This is a genomic window from Bradyrhizobium sp. DN3 (assembly GCF_041357655.1).
Classification (GTDB): domain Bacteria; phylum Pseudomonadota; class Alphaproteobacteria; order Rhizobiales; family Xanthobacteraceae; genus Bradyrhizobium.
This window is the reverse complement of record NZ_JAULLN010000049.1, coordinates 15786-33272: the sequence shown is the minus strand read 5'-3', so window position 1 is coordinate 33272 and position 17487 is coordinate 15786. Positions and strand designations below refer to the sequence as shown.

General features: G+C 64.2%; 16 protein-coding genes and 1 pseudogene. 12 read left to right on the top strand and 5 right to left on the bottom strand.

The genetic code is table 11. From position 1 onward, the window contains the following. From AAE027_RS37700 to AAE027_RS37680, 5 genes and pseudogenes are all read left to right on the top strand, one after another. A pseudogene (locus tag AAE027_RS37700) lies at window positions 1-81 on the top strand (chemotaxis protein CheW); the annotation flags it as partial. Window positions 82-113: 32 nt separating this feature from the next. Beyond that, a complete protein-coding gene (locus AAE027_RS37695; protein ID WP_091897857.1) occupies window positions 114-500 on the top strand; it encodes a response regulator in 387 nt (128 codons plus the stop codon). Window positions 501-561: 61 nt separating this feature from the next. Beyond that, complete coding sequence (locus tag AAE027_RS37690) at window positions 562-1440, top strand: CheR family methyltransferase (protein ID WP_091897859.1); 879 nt, start codon at window positions 562-564, stop codon at window positions 1438-1440. Window positions 1441-1442: 2 nt separating this feature from the next. Continuing rightward, window positions 1443-1760 carry a pilus assembly protein PilZ gene (locus AAE027_RS37685; RefSeq protein WP_091897861.1) on the top strand — a complete coding sequence of 106 codons (318 nt, stop codon included), beginning with the start codon at window positions 1443-1445 and terminating at the stop codon, window positions 1758-1760. 142 nt (window positions 1761-1902) lie between these two features. Further along, window positions 1903-2406 carry a response regulator gene (locus AAE027_RS37680; protein ID WP_091897863.1) on the top strand — a complete coding sequence of 168 codons (504 nt, stop codon included), beginning with the start codon at window positions 1903-1905 and terminating at the stop codon, window positions 2404-2406. Between the two features lie 171 nt (window positions 2407-2577). Here AAE027_RS37680 and AAE027_RS37675 read toward each other — a convergent pair whose 3' ends face one another. Further along, complete coding sequence (locus AAE027_RS37675) at window positions 2578-2865, bottom strand: hypothetical protein (RefSeq protein ID WP_370990914.1); 288 nt, start codon at window positions 2863-2865, stop codon at window positions 2578-2580. A 149-nt stretch (window positions 2866-3014) separates the two neighbouring features. On the opposite strand from AAE027_RS37675, the gene AAE027_RS37670 reads away from it, so the two are divergent. After that, a complete protein-coding gene (locus tag AAE027_RS37670) occupies window positions 3015-3650 on the top strand; it encodes a response regulator transcription factor (protein ID WP_091897867.1) in 636 nt (211 codons plus the stop codon). Window positions 3651-3796: 146 nt separating this feature from the next. On the opposite strand, the gene AAE027_RS37665 is transcribed toward AAE027_RS37670, so the two are convergent. The 3 genes from AAE027_RS37665 to AAE027_RS37655 all read right to left on the bottom strand — a co-directional run bounded on the left by AAE027_RS37665 (window position 3797) and on the right by AAE027_RS37655 (window position 8697). Next, entirely contained in the window at window positions 3797-7393 is a 3597-nt protein-coding gene (locus AAE027_RS37665; protein ID WP_370990913.1) for a PAS domain S-box protein, read from the bottom strand. Next, window positions 7371-7799 (bottom strand): response regulator, encoded by a 429-nt coding sequence (locus AAE027_RS37660; RefSeq protein ID WP_370990912.1) that lies wholly within the window; start codon window positions 7797-7799, stop codon window positions 7371-7373. The genes AAE027_RS37665 and AAE027_RS37660 overlap by 23 nt, the downstream gene beginning before the upstream one ends. A 193-nt stretch (window positions 7800-7992) precedes the next feature. Next, the gene (locus AAE027_RS37655; protein WP_370990911.1) at window positions 7993-8697 is read right to left on the bottom strand and encodes a GntR family transcriptional regulator; all 705 of its coding nucleotides are present in this window, start codon (window positions 8695-8697) and stop codon (window positions 7993-7995) included. Window positions 8698-8791: 94 nt separating this feature from the next. Between AAE027_RS37655 and AAE027_RS37650 the strand changes: the two genes are divergently transcribed. The 6 genes from AAE027_RS37650 (at window position 8792) to AAE027_RS37625 (ending at window position 15079) form a co-directional block, all read left to right on the top strand. Further along, the gene (locus AAE027_RS37650; RefSeq protein WP_370990910.1) at window positions 8792-9811 is read left to right on the top strand and encodes an ABC transporter substrate-binding protein; all 1020 of its coding nucleotides are present in this window, start codon (window positions 8792-8794) and stop codon (window positions 9809-9811) included. Next, complete coding sequence (locus tag AAE027_RS37645) at window positions 9811-10572, top strand: ABC transporter ATP-binding protein (RefSeq protein WP_370990909.1); 762 nt, start codon at window positions 9811-9813, stop codon at window positions 10570-10572. Before AAE027_RS37650 ends, AAE027_RS37645 begins: the two co-directional genes overlap by 1 nt. Before the next feature lie 10 nt (window positions 10573-10582). Beyond that, on the top strand, window positions 10583-11446 hold the full coding sequence (locus AAE027_RS37640) for an ABC transporter permease (RefSeq protein ID WP_370990908.1): 864 nt from the start codon (window positions 10583-10585) through the stop codon (window positions 11444-11446). Next, complete coding sequence (gene araD, locus AAE027_RS37635; protein WP_370990907.1) at window positions 11443-13185, top strand: L-arabinonate dehydratase; 1743 nt, start codon at window positions 11443-11445, stop codon at window positions 13183-13185. The genes AAE027_RS37640 and araD overlap by 4 nt, the downstream gene beginning before the upstream one ends. A gap of 10 nt (window positions 13186-13195) precedes the next feature. Beyond that, a complete protein-coding gene (locus AAE027_RS37630) occupies window positions 13196-13915 on the top strand; it encodes a ribonuclease activity regulator RraA (RefSeq protein ID WP_370990906.1) in 720 nt (239 codons plus the stop codon). Window positions 13916-13990: 75 nt separating this feature from the next. Beyond that, the gene (locus AAE027_RS37625; RefSeq protein ID WP_370990905.1) at window positions 13991-15079 is read left to right on the top strand and encodes an SMP-30/gluconolactonase/LRE family protein; all 1089 of its coding nucleotides are present in this window, start codon (window positions 13991-13993) and stop codon (window positions 15077-15079) included. Window positions 15080-15299: 220 nt separating this feature from the next. On the opposite strand, the gene AAE027_RS37620 is transcribed toward AAE027_RS37625, so the two are convergent. Continuing rightward, a complete protein-coding gene (locus AAE027_RS37620) occupies window positions 15300-17405 on the bottom strand; it encodes a S9 family peptidase (protein WP_370990904.1) in 2106 nt (701 codons plus the stop codon). Window positions 17406-17487 lie beyond the last annotated feature (82 nt).

Below are 17487 nucleotides of genomic sequence, written 5' to 3'. Positions count from 1 at the left end.
CGCCTCGACGGCCAGCTCATGGTCGTCCTCGACGTCGATCGCGTCCTCGAGCTCGAAACCAAAGTGCAAATGGCTGCGTGAGCCAACCGAAACATCGAAACCGGAGAACCAAAATGAAAACGTGTTTGGTGGTCGATGATTCCAGCGTCGTGCGCAAGATCGCGCGCCGGATCCTGGAAGGCCTGGAGTTCGAAGTCACCGAGGCCGAGGACGGCTCGAAGGCGCTCGAAATCTGCCAGCGCAAGCTGCCCGATGCGGTGCTGCTCGACTGGAACATGCCCGTGATGGACGGCTTCGAATTCATGGGCCACATGCGTCGCCTGCCCGGCGGCGACCAGCCCAAGGTGGTGTTCTGCACCACCGAGAACAACGTGGCTCATATCGCCCAGGCGCTCAGCGGCGGCGCCAACGAATACATCATGAAGCCCTTCGACAAGGACATTATCGCCGACAAATTCGCTGAAGTTGGGTTGATCCCGGTCGGACAAACCATGGTCTGAGTGTGTCTGGCCCAAAGTGTTTGGGCCAGAGTGTTCCAGTACAGTTTCGAAGAGGCCATCCGTGACCCCGACCGAGTACGAGTATCTGCGCAAGTTCCTAAAGGATAATTCCGGTCTCGACCTGTCCGCAGACAAGCAATATCTGATCGAAAGCCGCCTGCTGCCGCTCGCCCGCAAGACCGGGCTCTCCGGCATCGCCGAGCTTGTGCAGAAGCTGCAGGCTGGCTCGCGCCCGCTGATCACCGACGTGGTCGAAGCCATGACCACCAACGAGACCTTCTTCTTTCGCGACAAGGTGCCGTTCGAACATTTCCGCGACACGATCATGCCCGAGATCATCAAGGCGCGCGCCGGCCGCCGCAGCGTGCGCATCTGGTGCGCCGCCGGCTCGACCGGGCAGGAGCCCTATTCGCTGGCGATGTGCCTGAAGGAGATGGGCGCGGCCCTCACCGGCTGGCGCATCGAGATCATCGCGACCGACCTGTCGCAGGAGGTGCTGGAAAAGGCCAAGGCCGGGGTCTACAGCCAGTTCGAGGTGCAGCGTGGCCTGCCGATCCAGATGCTGGTCAAATATTTCAAGCAGACCGGCGAGACCTGGCAGATTAATCCCGAATTGCGGGCGATGATCCAGCATCGGCAGCTCAATTTGCTGCACGATTTTGCCCAGCTCGGCACCTTCGACGTGATCTTTTGCCGCAACGTGCTGATCTATTTCGACCAGGACACCAAAATCAACATCTTCAATCGCCTGGCGCGCCAGATCGAGCCCGACGGCTTCCTGGTGCTGGGCGCGGCCGAAACCGTGGTCGGATTGACGGACACGTTCAGGCCGATTGCGGAGCGGCGCGGCCTCTACAAGCCGAACGATCCGCGCGCGGCGGCAGCCAAGCCGGCTCTCGTCGGCGCGGCCCCGCGCCTGGCGGCGATGGCAGGACGGTAAGCATGGCCGAGGATGGAAAAGGTGCGGAGCGCGTGACGTTCAGCCGCGGCTATGACGTCTGCATCATGGCGATCGACGGCACTTGGCGGCGCGACTGCAAGCTCAACGCGATCTCCGACACCGATGCCATCCTCACGGTGGAAGGCTCGATCCAGGGGCTGAACCTGAAAGAGTTCTTTCTGCTGCTGTCCTCAACCGGCCTCGCCTACCGCCGCTGCGAGCTGGTACGGGTCAACGGCGCCGAGATGGATATCCAATTCCTGCGCGGCAAGAACCGGAAGAAGCGCGGCGCGACCGGCGGCCATGACGCAGCGGCCTGATCGGCGCGTGGCTGCCGCCGCACTTTCCGCCACGTTGCTTTATATTTACTGAAACATCAGAGCCAATTTGCCATAGCCGCTTTACGTCGTCTAAGCGCGAGCCGTGTAACCATTGCTGGTCTCAATCTCAGGAATACCGGCAATGCCCAGAAGCTCTCTCTCCCCCGTCTCGTCAAACCTGCCCGACGTCGCCGAGCGGCGTGCGCTTCAGCTCCTGGTGGTCGATGACGACGCCACGCAGCGCAGCCTGATCACGGTCGCCGCCAAGCAGGCCGGCCACGAAGTCACCGTGGCGCCCTCGGTGGCGGAAGCGATCGAGAAGCTCCGCGCCGCGCGCTTCGACTGCGTGACGCTCGATCTCGTGCTGGAGGATGGCGACGGCATCGATGTGCTGCGCGAGATGAAGGACGCGAAATTCGCCGGCGCGGTGATCGTCATCAGCGGCATGGACGGCAAGCGCCGCAGTGCCGCCCGCAGCTTCGCCCGTTCCGTCGGGATCGAGCTCCAGAGCCTGCCGAAGCCGCTGGATCTGGCGGCCCTGCGCATCAGCCTCGCCAATCTCGGCAAGACCGCGATGGGCCTGCCGGCAATCCACACCTGGGGTGGTGTGGCCACCGACGCGATCGTGGAACGGCACCGCGCCTAAAAGCTTGATCCGGACCCGAATGGCCGCGCTAGCGCACAGTGCGCAGCGGTTCCGAAAAGATCATGCTCAAACAACAGCCTGAAGCGCGATGACGATTCATCTCGTCGCGCTTTAGCTGCGGAGCTGCCATGCGATCGGATGTGCCGCCGCGCCGACGCGCTGATCGCGATCCTACGCGTTGCTGGATTCCGACAGACATTGCAGGGCGTGGCGAAGGCCCGCCCGGCAGGCGCCGAGGGCGGCGCTCGCGGTGGCGTACTGGGGCGTGACGTCGTCGAGGATGAGGACGTCCGCGGAACTTTCCGCATCATTGCCGTGTTCTTGATCCATGGCTGCGGCGATCCGGCGCATGCTGGTCTCGATCTGTGCGATCAGCAAGCGAAGGTCAGCTGCAATCAGCTCACGGCTCTCGACTTCGGGCGTTGCGAGCAACTGCGGTGTATCGGCTAAATTTAGCATGGATATTCTCCGTCTCCCGCAATTAGGCGCCATGCCGCTACTTGTGCGTTAAGTCTATGTCCCGTACAAATACGGGTGGGCCGAATCCGCGCCGAACGCCATAACGGTTGGCGCGGACGCGAGTCCTTCATGCCAACTGGATGTGGCACATGGCCGAACAAAGCTCTCGCGGTGAAATCTTCGTGGTCGACGACGACCCTGCCGTTCGCGACACCTTGTCGATGGTGTTGAAGGCGGCGGGCTATGAGGTGATCTGTTTTGCGGACGGCGCAGCGCTGCTCTCCGTGGCGCGGAACCGCACACCGGCTGCGATCCTGCTCGACGTGCATATTCCCGGAAAGTCGGGCCTTGACATTCTCAAGGAACTGCACGGCGAGGACTATCCGGCGCCGATCTTCATGATCTCCGGGCAGGGCGACATTGCGATGGCGGTCGGGGCGATCAAGAGCGGTGCGCTCGACTTCATCGAGAAGCCGTTCCGCGGCAGCGAGATCGTCGGCCGGCTCGACGAGGCGATCGGCGCCTATGCGCGCCGGCAGGCGGAGAATGCGTCGCCGAAATTCGGCTCGCTGCATTTCCCCGGACGTGAGCCGTTGACGCGCAGGGAGCGCGAGGTGCTCGAGCAGTTCGCCTCCGGCGCATCCAACAAGGAAGCCGGCCGCACGCTCGGCATCAGCCCGCGCACCATCGAGGACCACCGCGCCAACATCATGAAGAAGCTCGGCGCGCGCAATGCCGCCGACCTGATCCGCATCGTGATGACCGCGGCCCAGCGCGCGTCGTAGAATCGATCGGCGAGCCTTTGTAGCCCGGATGGAGCGCCAGCGAAATCCGGAACCGGTGCACGCAGCAAGAGACTTCCCGGATTGCGCTGCGCTCCATCCGGGCTACACGCGACCAGCTATGAAAGGCCTGCCTAAAAGGCCTGCGCTCATCCCTGCAACGCCTTGCGGATGATCCGCGCCAGATCCGATTTTCGATAGGGCTTGGCCAGCAGCAGAACCCCCGAATCCAGCCGGCCGTGATGGATGATCGCATTCTCGGTATAGCCGGACGTATAGACCACCCTGAGATCGGGGCGGGTCTTCTGGATCTCGTCGGCGAGCTGACGTCCGTTCATCTTGCCGGGCATGATGACGTCGGTGAACAGGAGGTCGAACCGCTTGCCGGCGGCGACGATCGCGAGCGCCTCCGCGGCGTTCGCGGCCTGCAAGGTGACGTATCCCAGCGAATGCAGCTGAGCCAGCACGTAGTCACGCACCAGCCGGTCGTCCTCGACCACCAGGATTGTCTCGTGTCCGCCCTCGATCGCCGCCGCCGTCACGCCCTCGCCGACCGCCGTCGGCGTCTTGCCCGGCGGCAGGTACATCTTGATCGTGGTGCCGTGGCCTTCCTCGCTGTAGATCTTGATGTGCCCTGCGGACTGCTTGATGAAGCCGTAGACCATCGAAAGCCCGAGTCCGGTGCCCTTGCCCGGGCCCTTCGAGGTGAAGAAGGGATCGAACACCCTGGCCAGCATGTTCGCGGGGATTCCGGTGCCGGTGTCGCTCACGGCAATCAGCACGTAGTGCCCCGGCGGCACGTCGTTGGCGCTGGCATAGACCTCGTCGAGATAGGCGGTGCCTGTCTCCACGATCAGCTTGCCGCCGTTCGGCATGGCGTCGCGGGCATTGAGTGCGAGGTTGAGGATCGCGGTGGTGAGCTGGTTGGGATCGACAATCGCGACGCAGCTCTCATCCTCGAACACCGATTCGATCTGGATCTGTTCGCCCAGCGTCGGCCGCAGCAGTTTCGCGGTGTCGATGATCAGCGAGTTGATGTCAATCTCGCGCGGCTGCAGCGGCTGCTTGCGCGCGAAGGCAAGCAGGTGCTGGGTCAGATCGGCGCCGCGCGCGGCCGCCTCGTCGATCATCTTGGTGATGGCCGCAAGCTGCGGCTCCTTCTCGACCGCCTCCGCAAGGATCTCGATGGTTCCGGTGATGACGGTGAGGATGTTGTTGAAATCATGCGCCACGCCGCCGGTGAGCTGGCCGACCGCCTCCATCTTCTCGGCATGGCGGATGCGCTCCTCAGCCGCGATCTTGTCGGTGAGGTCGCGGTAGAAGACGTTGAACAGCAGGCCCTCGCGGCGCTTCAGCGCGGTGACGCTCAGCTCAGCCTTGAACTCCTTGCCGTCGCGGCGGCGGCACATCAGCTCGCGACGGCGGTTCAGCGTCTTGTCGTCTTCGTTTGCGAGGAACTGCGTTAGGCCGGCCCTAACCCTCTCGCGTTCGCTTTCGGCGACGATGAGATCGATCGTGTTCTTGCCCAGCACCTCGTCGCGGCGCCAGCCGAACAGCCGCTCGGCTTGCGAATTCCAGTTCAGGATGCTGCCGGTCTCGTCGGTCTGCACGAAGGCGTCGAGCGAGGTCTCGACGATCTTGCGGGCAAGCCGCTCGCTCTCGCGCAGCGATTCCTGCGCGAGCCGCGCCTCTGTCATGTCGCGCCCGACGAAGAAGAACCGCTGCGCCGGCTCGGACCAGTTGCCGAGCCAGGACAGCCAGACCATGTGTCCGTTCTTGTGGAAGCAGCGCGTATCAGCGAGCTTTGGCCGCTCGCCGAGCCGCATCGCGCGCATGTTTTCGCGGGACTGCTCCAGATGGTCGGGATGAACGAAGTCGGCGCCGCTGCGGCCGATCATCTCCTCCGGCCGGTAGCCGAGAATGGTCTCGCTGCTCGGGCTGATCTGCACGACATGGCCGCGCGCGTCCACGACCATGATCAGGTCCTGCGACGTCTCGAAGATCTGCCGGCGCTCTTCGAGCTGCTGCTGCAGCGCCCGCTCGGCCCGCCGCGCCTCAGTGAGGCTGCGCGCAGATCCGGAGGCACCGACGATCTCGCCCGACGGGCCCCTGATCGGCGAGAGGCTGAGCGAGATCTCGACCGGCGTGCCGTCCTTGCGCAGGCGCACCGTCTCGAAGCGTTCGATCGGCTCGCCTGCCGCGATCCGCCGCAAGATGTTCTTGCCCTGCTCGCGGCGGTCGGCGGGTACGATGATGGCGGTGGATTTCCCGATCGCCTCGTCCGCCGAATAGCCGTAGAGGCGTTCGGCAGCCGGATTCCAGCCCGTGATGATGGCTTCGAGCGACTGCATCACGATCGCATCGTCGGACGATTCCACTGCGGCGCTGAACAGGCGCTCGCGCGCCGCATGATGGCTTCGAGCTGCCTCGGTGCGGCGATGCTCCTCGATCTCGCGTTGGAGTGCGGCCGTTTTCGCCCGGGTTTCCTCGACCATCTGGGCAAAGGCCCGTGCCAGCACGCCGGTCTCGCCGCTGGCATCGACGGGTATATCCGCCGGACGTCCGCTGCCGATGGCCTGCACCGCCTTGGTCAGGCGGCCGATCGGGCGCGTCAATGAGCGCGCCAGGAGCACCGCGAGTAAAGCCGCAGCGAGCACGGCAAGCACGCCGACGAGCAAGGACGTTCGTTGAATCGCTGCGGGCACGAGGCCGAACACCGGCGAGGGAATCGTCTCGATGATCGCAACCCAGTCCTTGCCCACGAGCAGCGCCGGCGCAATCGCCGCCCCGCTCGGCCGGCCCGACCCGTCGGTCATGAGCCGCGTGGATCCTTCCAGCGTCCCGGCCGAGGCCGCAAAATAGGGAAAATCCTTGCGCCAGTCGTTGGGACGATCATGCCATGCGCCGAATTCCCGCGTGCGATCGGGATGGACGAGATAGTCGCCGCGCGAATTCACGACATAGATCTCTCCGCCCGAGGTCACGGTGGAGCGGACGCGGTCGAGCGCCGGTCGCATGTCGATATTGGCGATGATGATGCCGAATGGCCTGCCGTCCGCCGTGAACAGCGGGGTTGCAACGCGTAACGTCGGAATGTGGGAGGTCGTGGTTCCCCCCTGGCGGGTGGCGAGATCGATGGCGGACACGTAGATCTCGCCCGGCGCCAGTCGGATCGTCTCCTGAAAGTAGCTCCGTTCGCTCTTGCGCTCGAGTTCGTCGTTGGGAGCGATCCGCGCCTTTCCATTCGGGCCGGAGCGATCGACGCGGACCAGCTCGCGCTGGTCGTCGTCGAGACCGATGATGCGAAATTGCCCGTAACTGGGTTTGGCGTCGATCTCGGCTGCGAGCCGCGCTGCGATGCGCTCGCGCCAGGTTTGCTCCGACACACCGTCGGATGCGTCGATGCCTCCACCGATGTGAGCGCGGATCAGGCCGTTGATGGCTGCGGCAGAGCGGTAGCCGAGCAGATCGCCGCGCGCGCCGGCGACGTAGGATTCGAGATTGGTCGCCAGCAGCCGTGACTGGGCTTCGACGCGTTCCAGTACCCGCGGAATGACGGCCTGGGTGGTGTTGCGATAGCCCAACCATCCGACTGCGGCCACGGTCACCGCCACCAGCAAGGTCATCGTGATGGCAAGCCGCGTTGCGAGCGTCATGGGGATATTCGCACCGGTTCCCGAATGGCCACGCCTGTTCTGGCCTGGAAAGGAATGAGGGTCCTTGTCATCGGTGGCCGGTGCTGACATCCGGATTCCCCAGCGATGCTGCCTGGGCCGTGCCCAGGCAGCCATCGACCGCCGCGAGCAGTGCGCCTGGTCGGAACGGCTTTTGCAGGCTTGCCACCGCGCCGAGCTTGGTTGCCATCTTCAGGAAATTTGGCTCCGCATGGGCGTCCGGCGCGGCCGAACGGCCGGAAATGACGATGATCGGGATGGCCGGGGCCAGCGCCCGGATGTGGCGCATCGTCTCCAGCCCGTCCATGCCGGGCATGAAAATATCGAGAAACAACAGGTCGAACGGGCTGGCCTGGCACAGGGCAAGCCCCTTGTGGCCATCGCCGGCGACGGTGACGTGATGACCGGCCCGCTCCAGGAGCAGCCGGATCGTGATCTGCACGGCCGGGTCGTCATCCACGATCAGGATGTTGGCCACGTCTGAGATCCTCCGGGGTCGGATGGGGATGCCCCAGCGACCGCAAATCAAGCCATCAAAGACGAAATTGTTGCGCGGATTCCGCCCGGCCCGCAAGCACTTCGCGAGCGCCACCGTCCGGTCGAGATTACCGAGCCTTGCTCACGCTATATGCACGCTCCCGTGCATAAACCGAAACAGCTCGGGTTCCCTCTTAGTCGGTCAGGTACTCGGGATAGCGGCTTCGGATCTTGTCCAGCTCGCTCAGCGTGCCCGACAGATGCTTGCGCAGATGCTGTTGCGCGGCCTCGGCATCTCCGGCCTCGATCGCGCGCGTGATCAGTCTGTGGTGACGGACGATGTTCTGGGCCTTGCCGGGTGAGGGCAAATGCAGCCGGCGCAGCCGGTCGATATGTCCGCTGCGGCTGCGCACCAGCGTCCAGAGTTCCTGCTTGCCGGCCGCGGCATAAAGCTGCGCGTGAAAATCGTTGTCGCCGGCGATGAAGCTCTCGAAATCTCCGGCCTTGGCGAATTGCTGCTGGAGCGCGATCGCGTGGTCGAGGCGGATGACCAGGGCCGCGTCATGCCTTTCCGCGAGCAGCCGGACGATTTCGAGTTCCAGCGCTTGGCGCAGGAAATGGGCCTGCTCGGCGCGGCCGACATCGACGCGGCTGACCACGGTGGCGTGCTGCGGAAACACGTCGACGAGCCCTTCTTCCTCCAGCCGCATCAGGGCGTCGCGGATCGGCGTCGAACTGACGCCGAATTGCATGGCGAGATCGGTGCGCGACAGCGGCGCGCCCGGCGGCAGCTCGAGCGCAAGAATCGCGTTGCGCAGCCGCTCGAACACCTGCGGCGCCGCCTGCCGGGCGCGGTCGAGCCGCGCGGGCGCGCGGGGTGCGGTATGGGCTGATTCCATGGCGATGGTTCCGGCAGGCTTGCCTTTGATGCACTAATGCATTAGTGCATCAGTTGGGTCGCGCGTCAATGACGGCCGGAGGAAACGAACAACAATGATGAAGCAATTGCAGAACGGGCTCGCAGCCATCGCCCTGATCGCCGCGACGGCCCTGGCGGCCTCGCCGGCCAAGGCGCAGCAGAAATCCGAGATCGCGCTGTCGCGCCAGCCCGGCATCTTCTACATGCCGAGCCACATCATGGAGAAGCGGAAGCTGATCGAGAAGCACGCGGCTTCCCTCGGCGTATCCGGCGTCACCACCAAATGGATCACCTTCTCAGGCGGCGGGGCGCAGACCGACGCGCTGCTCGCCGGCGGCGTCGACATCCTCAACACCGGCACCGGCAATCTGCTGCTGCTATGGGATCGCACCCGCGGCGGCGTGAAGGGCATCGTCGCCACCTCGGCGCAGCCGATGACGCTGATCAGCCGCGACGCCAACACCAAGTCGATCAGGGATTTCGGCCCCGGCGACAAGATCGCGGTGCCGACCGTGAAGGTCTCGACCCAGGCGATCGTGCTGCAGATCGCAGCCGCCGAGGCTTTTGGTGCCGACCAATGGTCGAAGCTGGATGCCAACACCGTGCAGCTCGGTCACCCCGACGCCTATGCGGCGCTGTCCAACCCGAAGCACGAGGTGCACAACCACTTCTCGATTCCGCCCTTCACCTTCCTGGAGTTGAAGAACGTGCCGGGCGCGCACGTGGTGCTGTCGTCGCCCGACGTGATGGGCGGCCCGCTCAGCCAGGCGCAATTCTTCACCACGACGAAGTTTGCTGACGCCAATCCAAAGATCATCCAGGCCGTGCGCGACGCCACCAAGGAAGCGCAGGATCTGATCCGCAGCGACACCAAGCAGGCGGTCGAGATCTACAAGGAGATCACCGGCGACAAGACGTCGGTGGAAGAGCTGCTCGATCTCCTGAAGGAGCCCGGCATGATGGAGTGGAATCTAGAGCCGCAGGGCACGATGAAATTCGCCGCCCATCTCTACAAGACCGGAACGCTGAAGAATCAGCCCAAGGCCTGGACGGATTACTATCTCCCCGTCGCGCACGATCTGAAGGGCAACTGATGGCGCTGCTCGACGTCAGCTCGGTGACGCTGCGCTACAAGACCTCCAGCGCCGTCGTCACCGCCACGGAAAAAGTGAGCTTCACCGTCGACCGGTCCGACCGCTTCGTGCTGCTCGGTCCCTCCGGCTGCGGCAAGTCAACCCTGCTCAAGGCCGTCGGCGGCTACATGAGCCCGAGCGAAGGCCGCATGACCATTGGCGATCGCGAGATCCACGGGCCCGGCGCCGACCGCATGATGATCTTCCAGGAGTTCGACCAGCTCCTGCCCTGGAAGAGTGTGCTCGCCAATGTGATGTTCCCGCTGCTCACCGCGCGAAAGCTGTCGCGCAAGGACGCCGAGGCGAAGGCGCGCGCCTATATCGAAAAGGTCGGCCTCACCCGCGTGGTCGATGCCTATCCGCACACGCTCTCAGGCGGCATGAAGCAGCGCGTCGCGATCGCGCGCGGCATGGCGATGGAGCCGGACATCCTGCTCATGGACGAGCCGTTCGCCGCGCTCGACGCGCTGACGCGGCGGACCTGTCAGGATGAGCTGCTCCAGCTCTGGAGCGAGACCAAATTCACCGTGCTGTTCGTGACCCATTCGATCGCGGAGGCGATCCGCATCGGCAACCGCATCCTGCTGCTGTCGCCGCATCCCGGCCGCGTCAAGGCCGAGGTGATCGACGTCGACAAGGTTTCGAATGAGGATGGCAGCGCCGGCCGGCTGGAGAAGGAGATCCACGATCTCCTGTTCGCCTCCGAAGCTGTAGCGCACTAAGGGAGCCGCCATGGGCGAAGCCAGAATCTTGCTGCGTGACGCGCCGGTTGCCAGCACGGGAGGTGCAGGCGAGGTCGAGCGCAAGTTGGGTGTGCTTGAGCTGCTGTGGAACGACGGCTTTGTCCGCAAGTCGGTCATCATCCTGTTTCTCGCGGCGGTCTGGGAAGCGTACGGGGTCTACCTCGACAATCCCCTGCTGTTTCCGACACTGCACGACACCTTCGTGACGCTGTTCGATCGCGTCAAGGACGGCACCATTCCGATGCGGGCCTGGACCTCGCTGAAGGTGCTGTTCATGGGCTATTCGGCCGGCATCGTGCTGGCCGCGATCTTCACCGTGCTCGCGATCTCGACGCGGATCGGCACCGACTTCCTCGAGACCGTCACGGCGATGTTCAACCCGTTGCCGGCGATCGCGCTGTTGCCGCTGGCGCTGATCTGGTTCGGCCTCGGCAATGGCAGCCTGGTCTTCGTGCTGATCCATTCGGTGCTGTGGCCGGTCGCGCTCAACACCCATTCCGGCTTCAAGAGCGTGTCCAATACGCTGCGCATGGTCGGCCGCAATTACGGCCTGCGCGGATTGCCTTATGTGGCGAAGATCCTCATCCCCGCGGCCTTCGGCTCGATCCTCACCGGCCTCAAGATCGGCTGGGCTTTCGCCTGGCGCACGCTGATCGCGGCCGAGTTGGTGTTCGGCGTGTCCTCGGGCCAGGGCGGTCTCGGCTGGTTCATCTTCGAGAACCGCAATCTGCTCGACATACCTGCCGTCTTCGCTGGCCTCTTGACCGTGATCATCATCGGGCTCTTTGTCGAGAACCTGATCTTCCGCGCCATCGAGCGGAACACCGTCCAGAAATGGGGCACCCAATCATGACAAAGAACAAGAAGAAAACGCCCGACCAGCTCCGCAGCGCGCGCTGGTTCGCACCCGACGACCTTCGCTCGTTCGGTCACCGCTCCCGCACCATGCAGATGGGCTACGCGCCGGAGGAGTGGAAGGACCGCCCGATCATCGCGATCCTCAACACCTGGTCGGATGCGCAGCCCTGCCACATGCACTTCAAGTCGCGCGTCGATGACGTCAAGCGCGGCATCCTGATGGCCGGCGGCCTGCCGCTGGAGCTGCCGGCATTGTCGCTGTCGGAATCGCTGCTCAAGCCCACCACCATGCTCTACCGCAATCTGCTGGCGATGGACGCCGAAGAATTGTTGCGCAGCCATCCCGTCGATGGCGTGGTGCTGATGGGCGGCTGCGACAAGACCACGCCGGCGCTGCTACTCGGCGCCACCTCGATGAACATTCCGGCGATCTATCTGCCGGCCGGTCCCATGCTGCGCGGCAACTGGAAGGGCAAGACGCTGGGCTCCGGCTCTGACGGCTGGAAATATTGGGACGAGCGCCGCGCCGGAAAAATCTCCGACAAGGACTGGCTCGACATCGAGGCCGGCATCGCCCGTAGCTACGGCACCTGCATGACCATGGGCACGGCCTCGACCATGACTGCGATCGCCGAGGCGATCGGCATGACGCTGCCGGGCGCGTCCTCGATTCCCGCCGCCGACGCCAACCACATCCGCATGGCCTCCGAATGCGGCCGCCGCATCGTCGAGATGGTGTGGGAGGATCTGACGCCGAAGACGATTCAGACCCGCCAAGCGTTCGAGAACGCGATCGCGGTGGCGATGGCGATGGGCTGCTCGACCAACGCGATCATCCATCTGATCGCGCAGGCCCGCCGCGCCGGCCAGGACATCGGCCTCGACGATTTCGAGAAGGCCAGCCGCAAGGTGCCCGTGATCGCCAACGTGCGGCCGAGCGGCGATACGTATTTGATGGAGGATTTCTTCTATGCCGGCGGCCTGCCGGCGCTGATGAGCCAGATCAAGCCGCATCTGCATCTCGACTGCATCACCGTCACCGGCAAGACTCTGGCTGAGAACATCGCGCACGCCGAAGTGCACAATGCCGACGTGATCCGCTCCGTCGACAATCCCATCTACAAGGAAGGCGCGCTTGCGGTGCTCAAGGGCAATCTCGCGCCCGACGGCTGCGTCATCAAGCCTTCCGCTTGCGCGCCACGCTTCCTCAAGCATACCGGGCCGGCGCTGGTGTTCGACGATTATCCCGCGATGAAGAAGGCGGTCGACGATCCCAATCTCGATGTCACCGAAGATCATATCCTCATTCTGCGCAATGCCGGGCCGCAGGGCGGGCCGGGCATGCCGGAATGGGGCATGCTGCCGATCCCGACCAAGCTCGTGAAGCAGGGCGTGCGCGACATGGTGCGCATCTCGGATGCGCGCATGAGCGGTACCAGCTATGGCGCCTGCATCCTGCACGTCTCGCCCGAGTCCTATATCGGCGGTCCGCTGGCGCTGGTGCAGAACGGCGATCGCATCACGCTCGACGTCGCCGCGCGCACCATCAATCTCGACGTGAGCGAAGCCGAGCTCGACAAGCGCCGCGCCGCCTGGAAGCAGCCCGAGCGCCGCTTCGAGCGGGGCTATGGCTGGATGTTCACCAAACACATCAAGCAGGCCAATGACGGCTGCGACTTCGACTTCCTGGAGACCGATTTCGGCGCGCCGATCGGCGAGCCGTCGATTTACTAGAGAGCACGACATGTCCAAACTCAGCGAAGCCACCCGCAACAAGCTCAAATCCGTCTCCACCGCTACCGTCGCCACCGCGCTGTTCAAGCGCGGGCTGCGCATCCAGATGATCCAGGATGTGCATCCCCTAAGCCCCGACCAGCCGACCATGGTCGGCGAGGCCTTCACGCTGCGCTACATGCCGGCACGCGAAGATCTCAACACCATCGAGGTCTTCAAGGACCGCTCGCATCCGCAGCGCAAGGCGATCGAGGATTGCCCGGCAGGCAGCGTGCTGGTGATGGACAGCCGCAAGGACGCGCGCGCGGCCTCGGCCGGCGCGATCCTGGTGACGCGCTTGATGAAGCGTGGCGTCGCCGGCGTCGTCACTGACGGCGGCTTTCGCGATTCCGCGGAGATCGCCAAGCTCGGCTTCCCCGCCTTTCACCACCGCCCGAGCGCGCCGACCAACCTCACGCTGCACCAGGCGATCGAGATCAACGTCCCGATCGGCTGCGGCGATGCGCCGGTGTTCCCCGGCGATGTCATCCTCGGTGATGCCGACGGCGTCATCGTGATCCCCGCGCACCTGGCAGATGAGATCGCAAACGAAACCTTCGAGATGACGGCGTTCGAGGACTTCGTCACGGAGGAAGTCGGCAAGGGCCGCGGTATCTTCGGCCTATATCCCGCGACCGATCCGCAGGCGCTCACCGACTTTGCCGAATGGCGCAAGAAGAACGGCCGCTAAGCCGAGAGCAAATCACGTCAAGAAACAGGCCGGCCGCATCAAGTGCCGGCCTTTTATCAAGCAGGGAGGATTACAATGAATTTCACGCGACGCAATCTGATGGCGGCCGGCGCAGCAGTGGCATCCACGTTTCTCGCCCGCGCTGCCGGCGCCCAGTCGTTCGCGTTCACGCCCAATCAGCGCTACCCGGACCCGGCCGTCCAGATCCTCGATCCCAGCTTCACAAAATACCGACTCTATTCCTCGACGGTCGAGCAGGTTGCAACCGGGATGCGCTGGGCTGAAGGCCCGGCTTATTTTCCCGAGGGCGGCTATCTCTTGTTCTCCGACATCCCCAACAACCGGATCATGAAGTTCGACGAGAAGACCGGCCAGACCAGCGTGTTCCGCGCCGATGCCAATTACGCCAACGGCAATGCGCGCGACCGTCAGGGCCGCCTCGTCACCTGCGAGCATTCGGTCACCCGCCGCATCACCCGCACCGAGAAGGACGGCAAGATCACCGTGCTCGCCGACATGTTCGAGGGCAAGCGGCTGAACGCGCCGAACGATATCGTGGTGAAGTCCGACGACAGCATCTGGTTCACCGATCCGCTGTTCGGCATCAACGGCGAGTGGGAGGGCAAGAAGGAGAAGGCCGAGCAGGCCAGCACCAATGTCTATCGCATCGCCAAGGACGGCAAGCTCAGCGCCGTCCTCACCGACCTCGTCAATCCCAATGGCCTCGCCTTCTCGCCGGACGAGAAGAAGCTCTACATTGTCGAGTGGAAGGGCACGCCAAACCGCAGCATCTGGAGCTACAATGTCGGCGACGACGGCAGCCTGAGCGGTAAGACCAAGCTGATCGACGCCGCCGATCAGGGCTCGCTCGACGGCTTTCGCGTCGATCGCGACGGCAATCTCTGGTGCGGCTGGGGCTCGAACGGCGCGCTGCAATCCGAGCCGACCGAAATCGGCGGCCGCAAGGTGTTCCAGCTCAGGGGAAGGCCGGACGATCTCGACGGCGTCATGGTGTTCAACCCCGAAGGCAAGCCGCTCGCCTTCATCAAGCTGCCGGAACGCTGCGCCAACCTCTGCTTCGGCGGGCCGAAGAACAACCGGCTGTACATGGCCAGCAGCCATTCGGTCTACGCGCTCTATGTCGAAGCGCATGGCGCGGTGTGAGGCGCGGTCGTGCCTCACACTCTATGTCGTCCCGGCGAAGGCCGGGACCCATAACCACAGGGAGTGGTTTGGCGACGATTAGTAGTTAAGAGGTCTTCGTCGGTACTGCTGGCTGCACTCTGTCGATAGATCACGCGGTATGGGTCCCGGCCTTCGCCGGGACGACGATGTGGAGGTATCCGCGCGAGCCAACACGCAGCGCCGTTGCCCACCGGCGACGCTACACCCCAGCCTCCGTCATCCCCGCCGCCCACAGCGCGAACGCATAGACGATCGCGACTTCATCGAGCCGCTCAAATCGCCCCGAGGCACCACCATGGCCGGCGCCCATGTTGGTGCGGAGCAGAACCGGGCCGCCGTCGCGCATGGTTGCGCGCAGGCGTGCGATCCATTTGGCGGGCTCCCAATAGGTGACGCGCGGATCCGTCAATCCGCCCATCGCGAGGATAGCCGGATAGTCCTTCGCCGCGACATTGTCGTAGGGTGAGTAGGACAGGATGGTACGAAAATCCTTCTCGCTCTCGATCGGATTGCCCCATTCCGGCCATTCCGGCGGCGTCAGCGGCAGCGTGTCGTCGAGCATGGTGTTGAGCACGTCGACGAATGGCACTTCAGCCACGATTCCCGCGAACAATTCGCCGGCGCGATTGGCGACCGCGCCCATCAGCATGCCGCCGGCCGAGCCGCCATGGCCGACGATGCGCTTGGCGCTGGTGTATTTCGCTGCGATCAGCGCCCGGGCGCTGGCGGCAAAATCGTCGAACGAATTGGTCTTCTTCTCGCGCTTGCCGTCGAGATACCAGCCCCAGCCCTTGTCGGCGCCGCCACGGATATGAGCGATGGCATAGACGAAGCCGCGGTCGACCAGCGACAGCCGGTTGGCGCTGAACGAAGCCGGCATCGCCATGCCGTAGGAGCCGTAGCCGTAGAGCAAGAGCGGCGCCGAGCCGTCGAGCTTCAGCCCACGGCGATAGAGGATCGACACCGGCACCTCGGCGCCGTCATGCGCCTTTGCCATGATGCGCGTGGTGACGTAGTCGGCGGCATCGTGCCCGGACGGAATCTCCTGGCGCTTGCGCAAGGTGCGCGTGCGCTTGACCATGTCGTAATCATAGACCTCCGACGGCGTCGTCATCGACGAATAGGCAAAGCGCAAATTGGTCGTCTCGAACTCGTAGGAGCCCATCGTATCCAGCGAATAGGCGGCCTCGTCAAAAGCGATCGCATGTTCCTCGATCGAGGCAAGATCGCGGATCACGATCGCCGGCAGCGCATTGGCGCGCTCGAGCCGCACCAGATGGCCGGCATAGAGGTCGAGGTCGATGATGTAGATGCCGGGACGATACGGGATCAGGTCGCGCCAGTTCTTGCGCTCGGGCGAGCGAAGCGGCGCCGTGACGATCTTGAAGTCGATGGCATCGTCGACATTGGTGAGGATGAACAGTTCGTCGCCGCGGTCGGCCAGCGAATATTGCACGCCCTCTTCGCGCGCTGCGACCAGGCGCGGCGGCGCCTCGGGGTTTGCGAGATCGATCAGCCGCTGCTCCGAGGTTTCGTGGTCGCCGCCAGCGATCACGCAGAAGCGGCCGCTGGTGCTCTCGTGCAGGTGGGTGAACCAGCCGGCATCCTGCTCCTCATAGACGAGCGTATCGTCCGCCTGCTTGGTGCCGAGCCTGTGCCGCCACACCTGCATCGGCCGGTGATTGTCATCGAGCTTCACATAGAAGAAGCTCTTGCAGTCCGCGGCCCAGACCATGCCGCCGTCGGTCTCCTCGACGAGATCGTCAAGGTCCTTGGCCGTAGCCCAGTCGCGCACGCGGATGGTGAAATATTCGGAGCCCTTGGTATCGGCGCTCCAGGCCTGCAGCTTGTGATCGTGCGAGTGGCGGCTACCGCCGAACTTGAAGTATTTGTGGTCCTTGGCGAGCGCATCGCCGTCGAGCACGATATGGCCGTCGCCGCCGTCGCGCGGCATGCGGCCGAACAGCTCGTGCTGCCCGCCCTCGCGAAACCGGCGGAAATAGGCGAAGGGACCGTCGGGCGAGGGTACGCTGGAATCGTCCTCCTTGATCCGCCCCCGCATCTCGCGCACCAGCGTCTTCTGGAGGGGAGCGGTGTGGCCGAGCAAGCTCTCGGTGTAGACGTTCTCTTCATCCAGATATTTGCGGATGTCGGGATCGAGCACCGTGGGATGGCGCAGCACCTCCTGCCACTTCTCGTCCTTCAGCCAGGCATAGTCGTCGGTCACGGTGATCCCGTGCCGCGTGAAGGAATGCGGCCGGCGCGGGGCGATGGGCGGCTGGGAAGGTGTTTTGGCTTGTGTCACTCGATCCTCATTCGTGTCCATGCGGCGCTACTTCTTCACCTCTCCCCGCGCTTGTCCGCCGAAGCCTTGGCGAAGGCGGATG

Bases quoted from the DNA above. Each gene is read 5' to 3' on its own strand.
- AAE027_RS37695 (WP_091897857.1), top strand. From the start codon at position 114: ATGAAAACGTGTTTGGTGGTCGATGATTCCAGCGTCGTGCGCAAGATC.
- AAE027_RS37685 (WP_091897861.1), top strand. From the start codon at position 1,443: ATGGCCGAGGATGGAAAAGGTGCGGAGCGCGTGACGTTCAGCCGCGGC.
- AAE027_RS37680 (WP_091897863.1), top strand. From the start codon at position 1,903: ATGCCCAGAAGCTCTCTCTCCCCCGTCTCGTCAAACCTGCCCGACGTC.
- AAE027_RS37675 (WP_370990914.1), bottom strand. From the start codon at position 2,865: ATGCTAAATTTAGCCGATACACCGCAGTTGCTCGCAACGCCCGAAGTC.
- AAE027_RS37670 (WP_091897867.1), top strand. From the start codon at position 3,015: ATGGCCGAACAAAGCTCTCGCGGTGAAATCTTCGTGGTCGACGACGAC.
- AAE027_RS37665 (WP_370990913.1), bottom strand. From the start codon at position 7,393: ATGTCAGCACCGGCCACCGATGACAAGGACCCTCATTCCTTTCCAGGC.
- AAE027_RS37655 (WP_370990911.1), bottom strand. From the start codon at position 8,697: ATGGAATCAGCCCATACCGCACCCCGCGCGCCCGCGCGGCTCGACCGC.
- AAE027_RS37650 (WP_370990910.1), top strand. From the start codon at position 8,792: ATGATGAAGCAATTGCAGAACGGGCTCGCAGCCATCGCCCTGATCGCC.
- AAE027_RS37645 (WP_370990909.1), top strand. From the start codon at position 9,811: ATGGCGCTGCTCGACGTCAGCTCGGTGACGCTGCGCTACAAGACCTCC.
- AAE027_RS37640 (WP_370990908.1), top strand. From the start codon at position 10,583: ATGGGCGAAGCCAGAATCTTGCTGCGTGACGCGCCGGTTGCCAGCACG.
- araD (WP_370990907.1), top strand. From the start codon at position 11,443: ATGACAAAGAACAAGAAGAAAACGCCCGACCAGCTCCGCAGCGCGCGC.
- AAE027_RS37630 (WP_370990906.1), top strand. From the start codon at position 13,196: ATGTCCAAACTCAGCGAAGCCACCCGCAACAAGCTCAAATCCGTCTCC.
- AAE027_RS37625 (WP_370990905.1), top strand. From the start codon at position 13,991: ATGAATTTCACGCGACGCAATCTGATGGCGGCCGGCGCAGCAGTGGCA.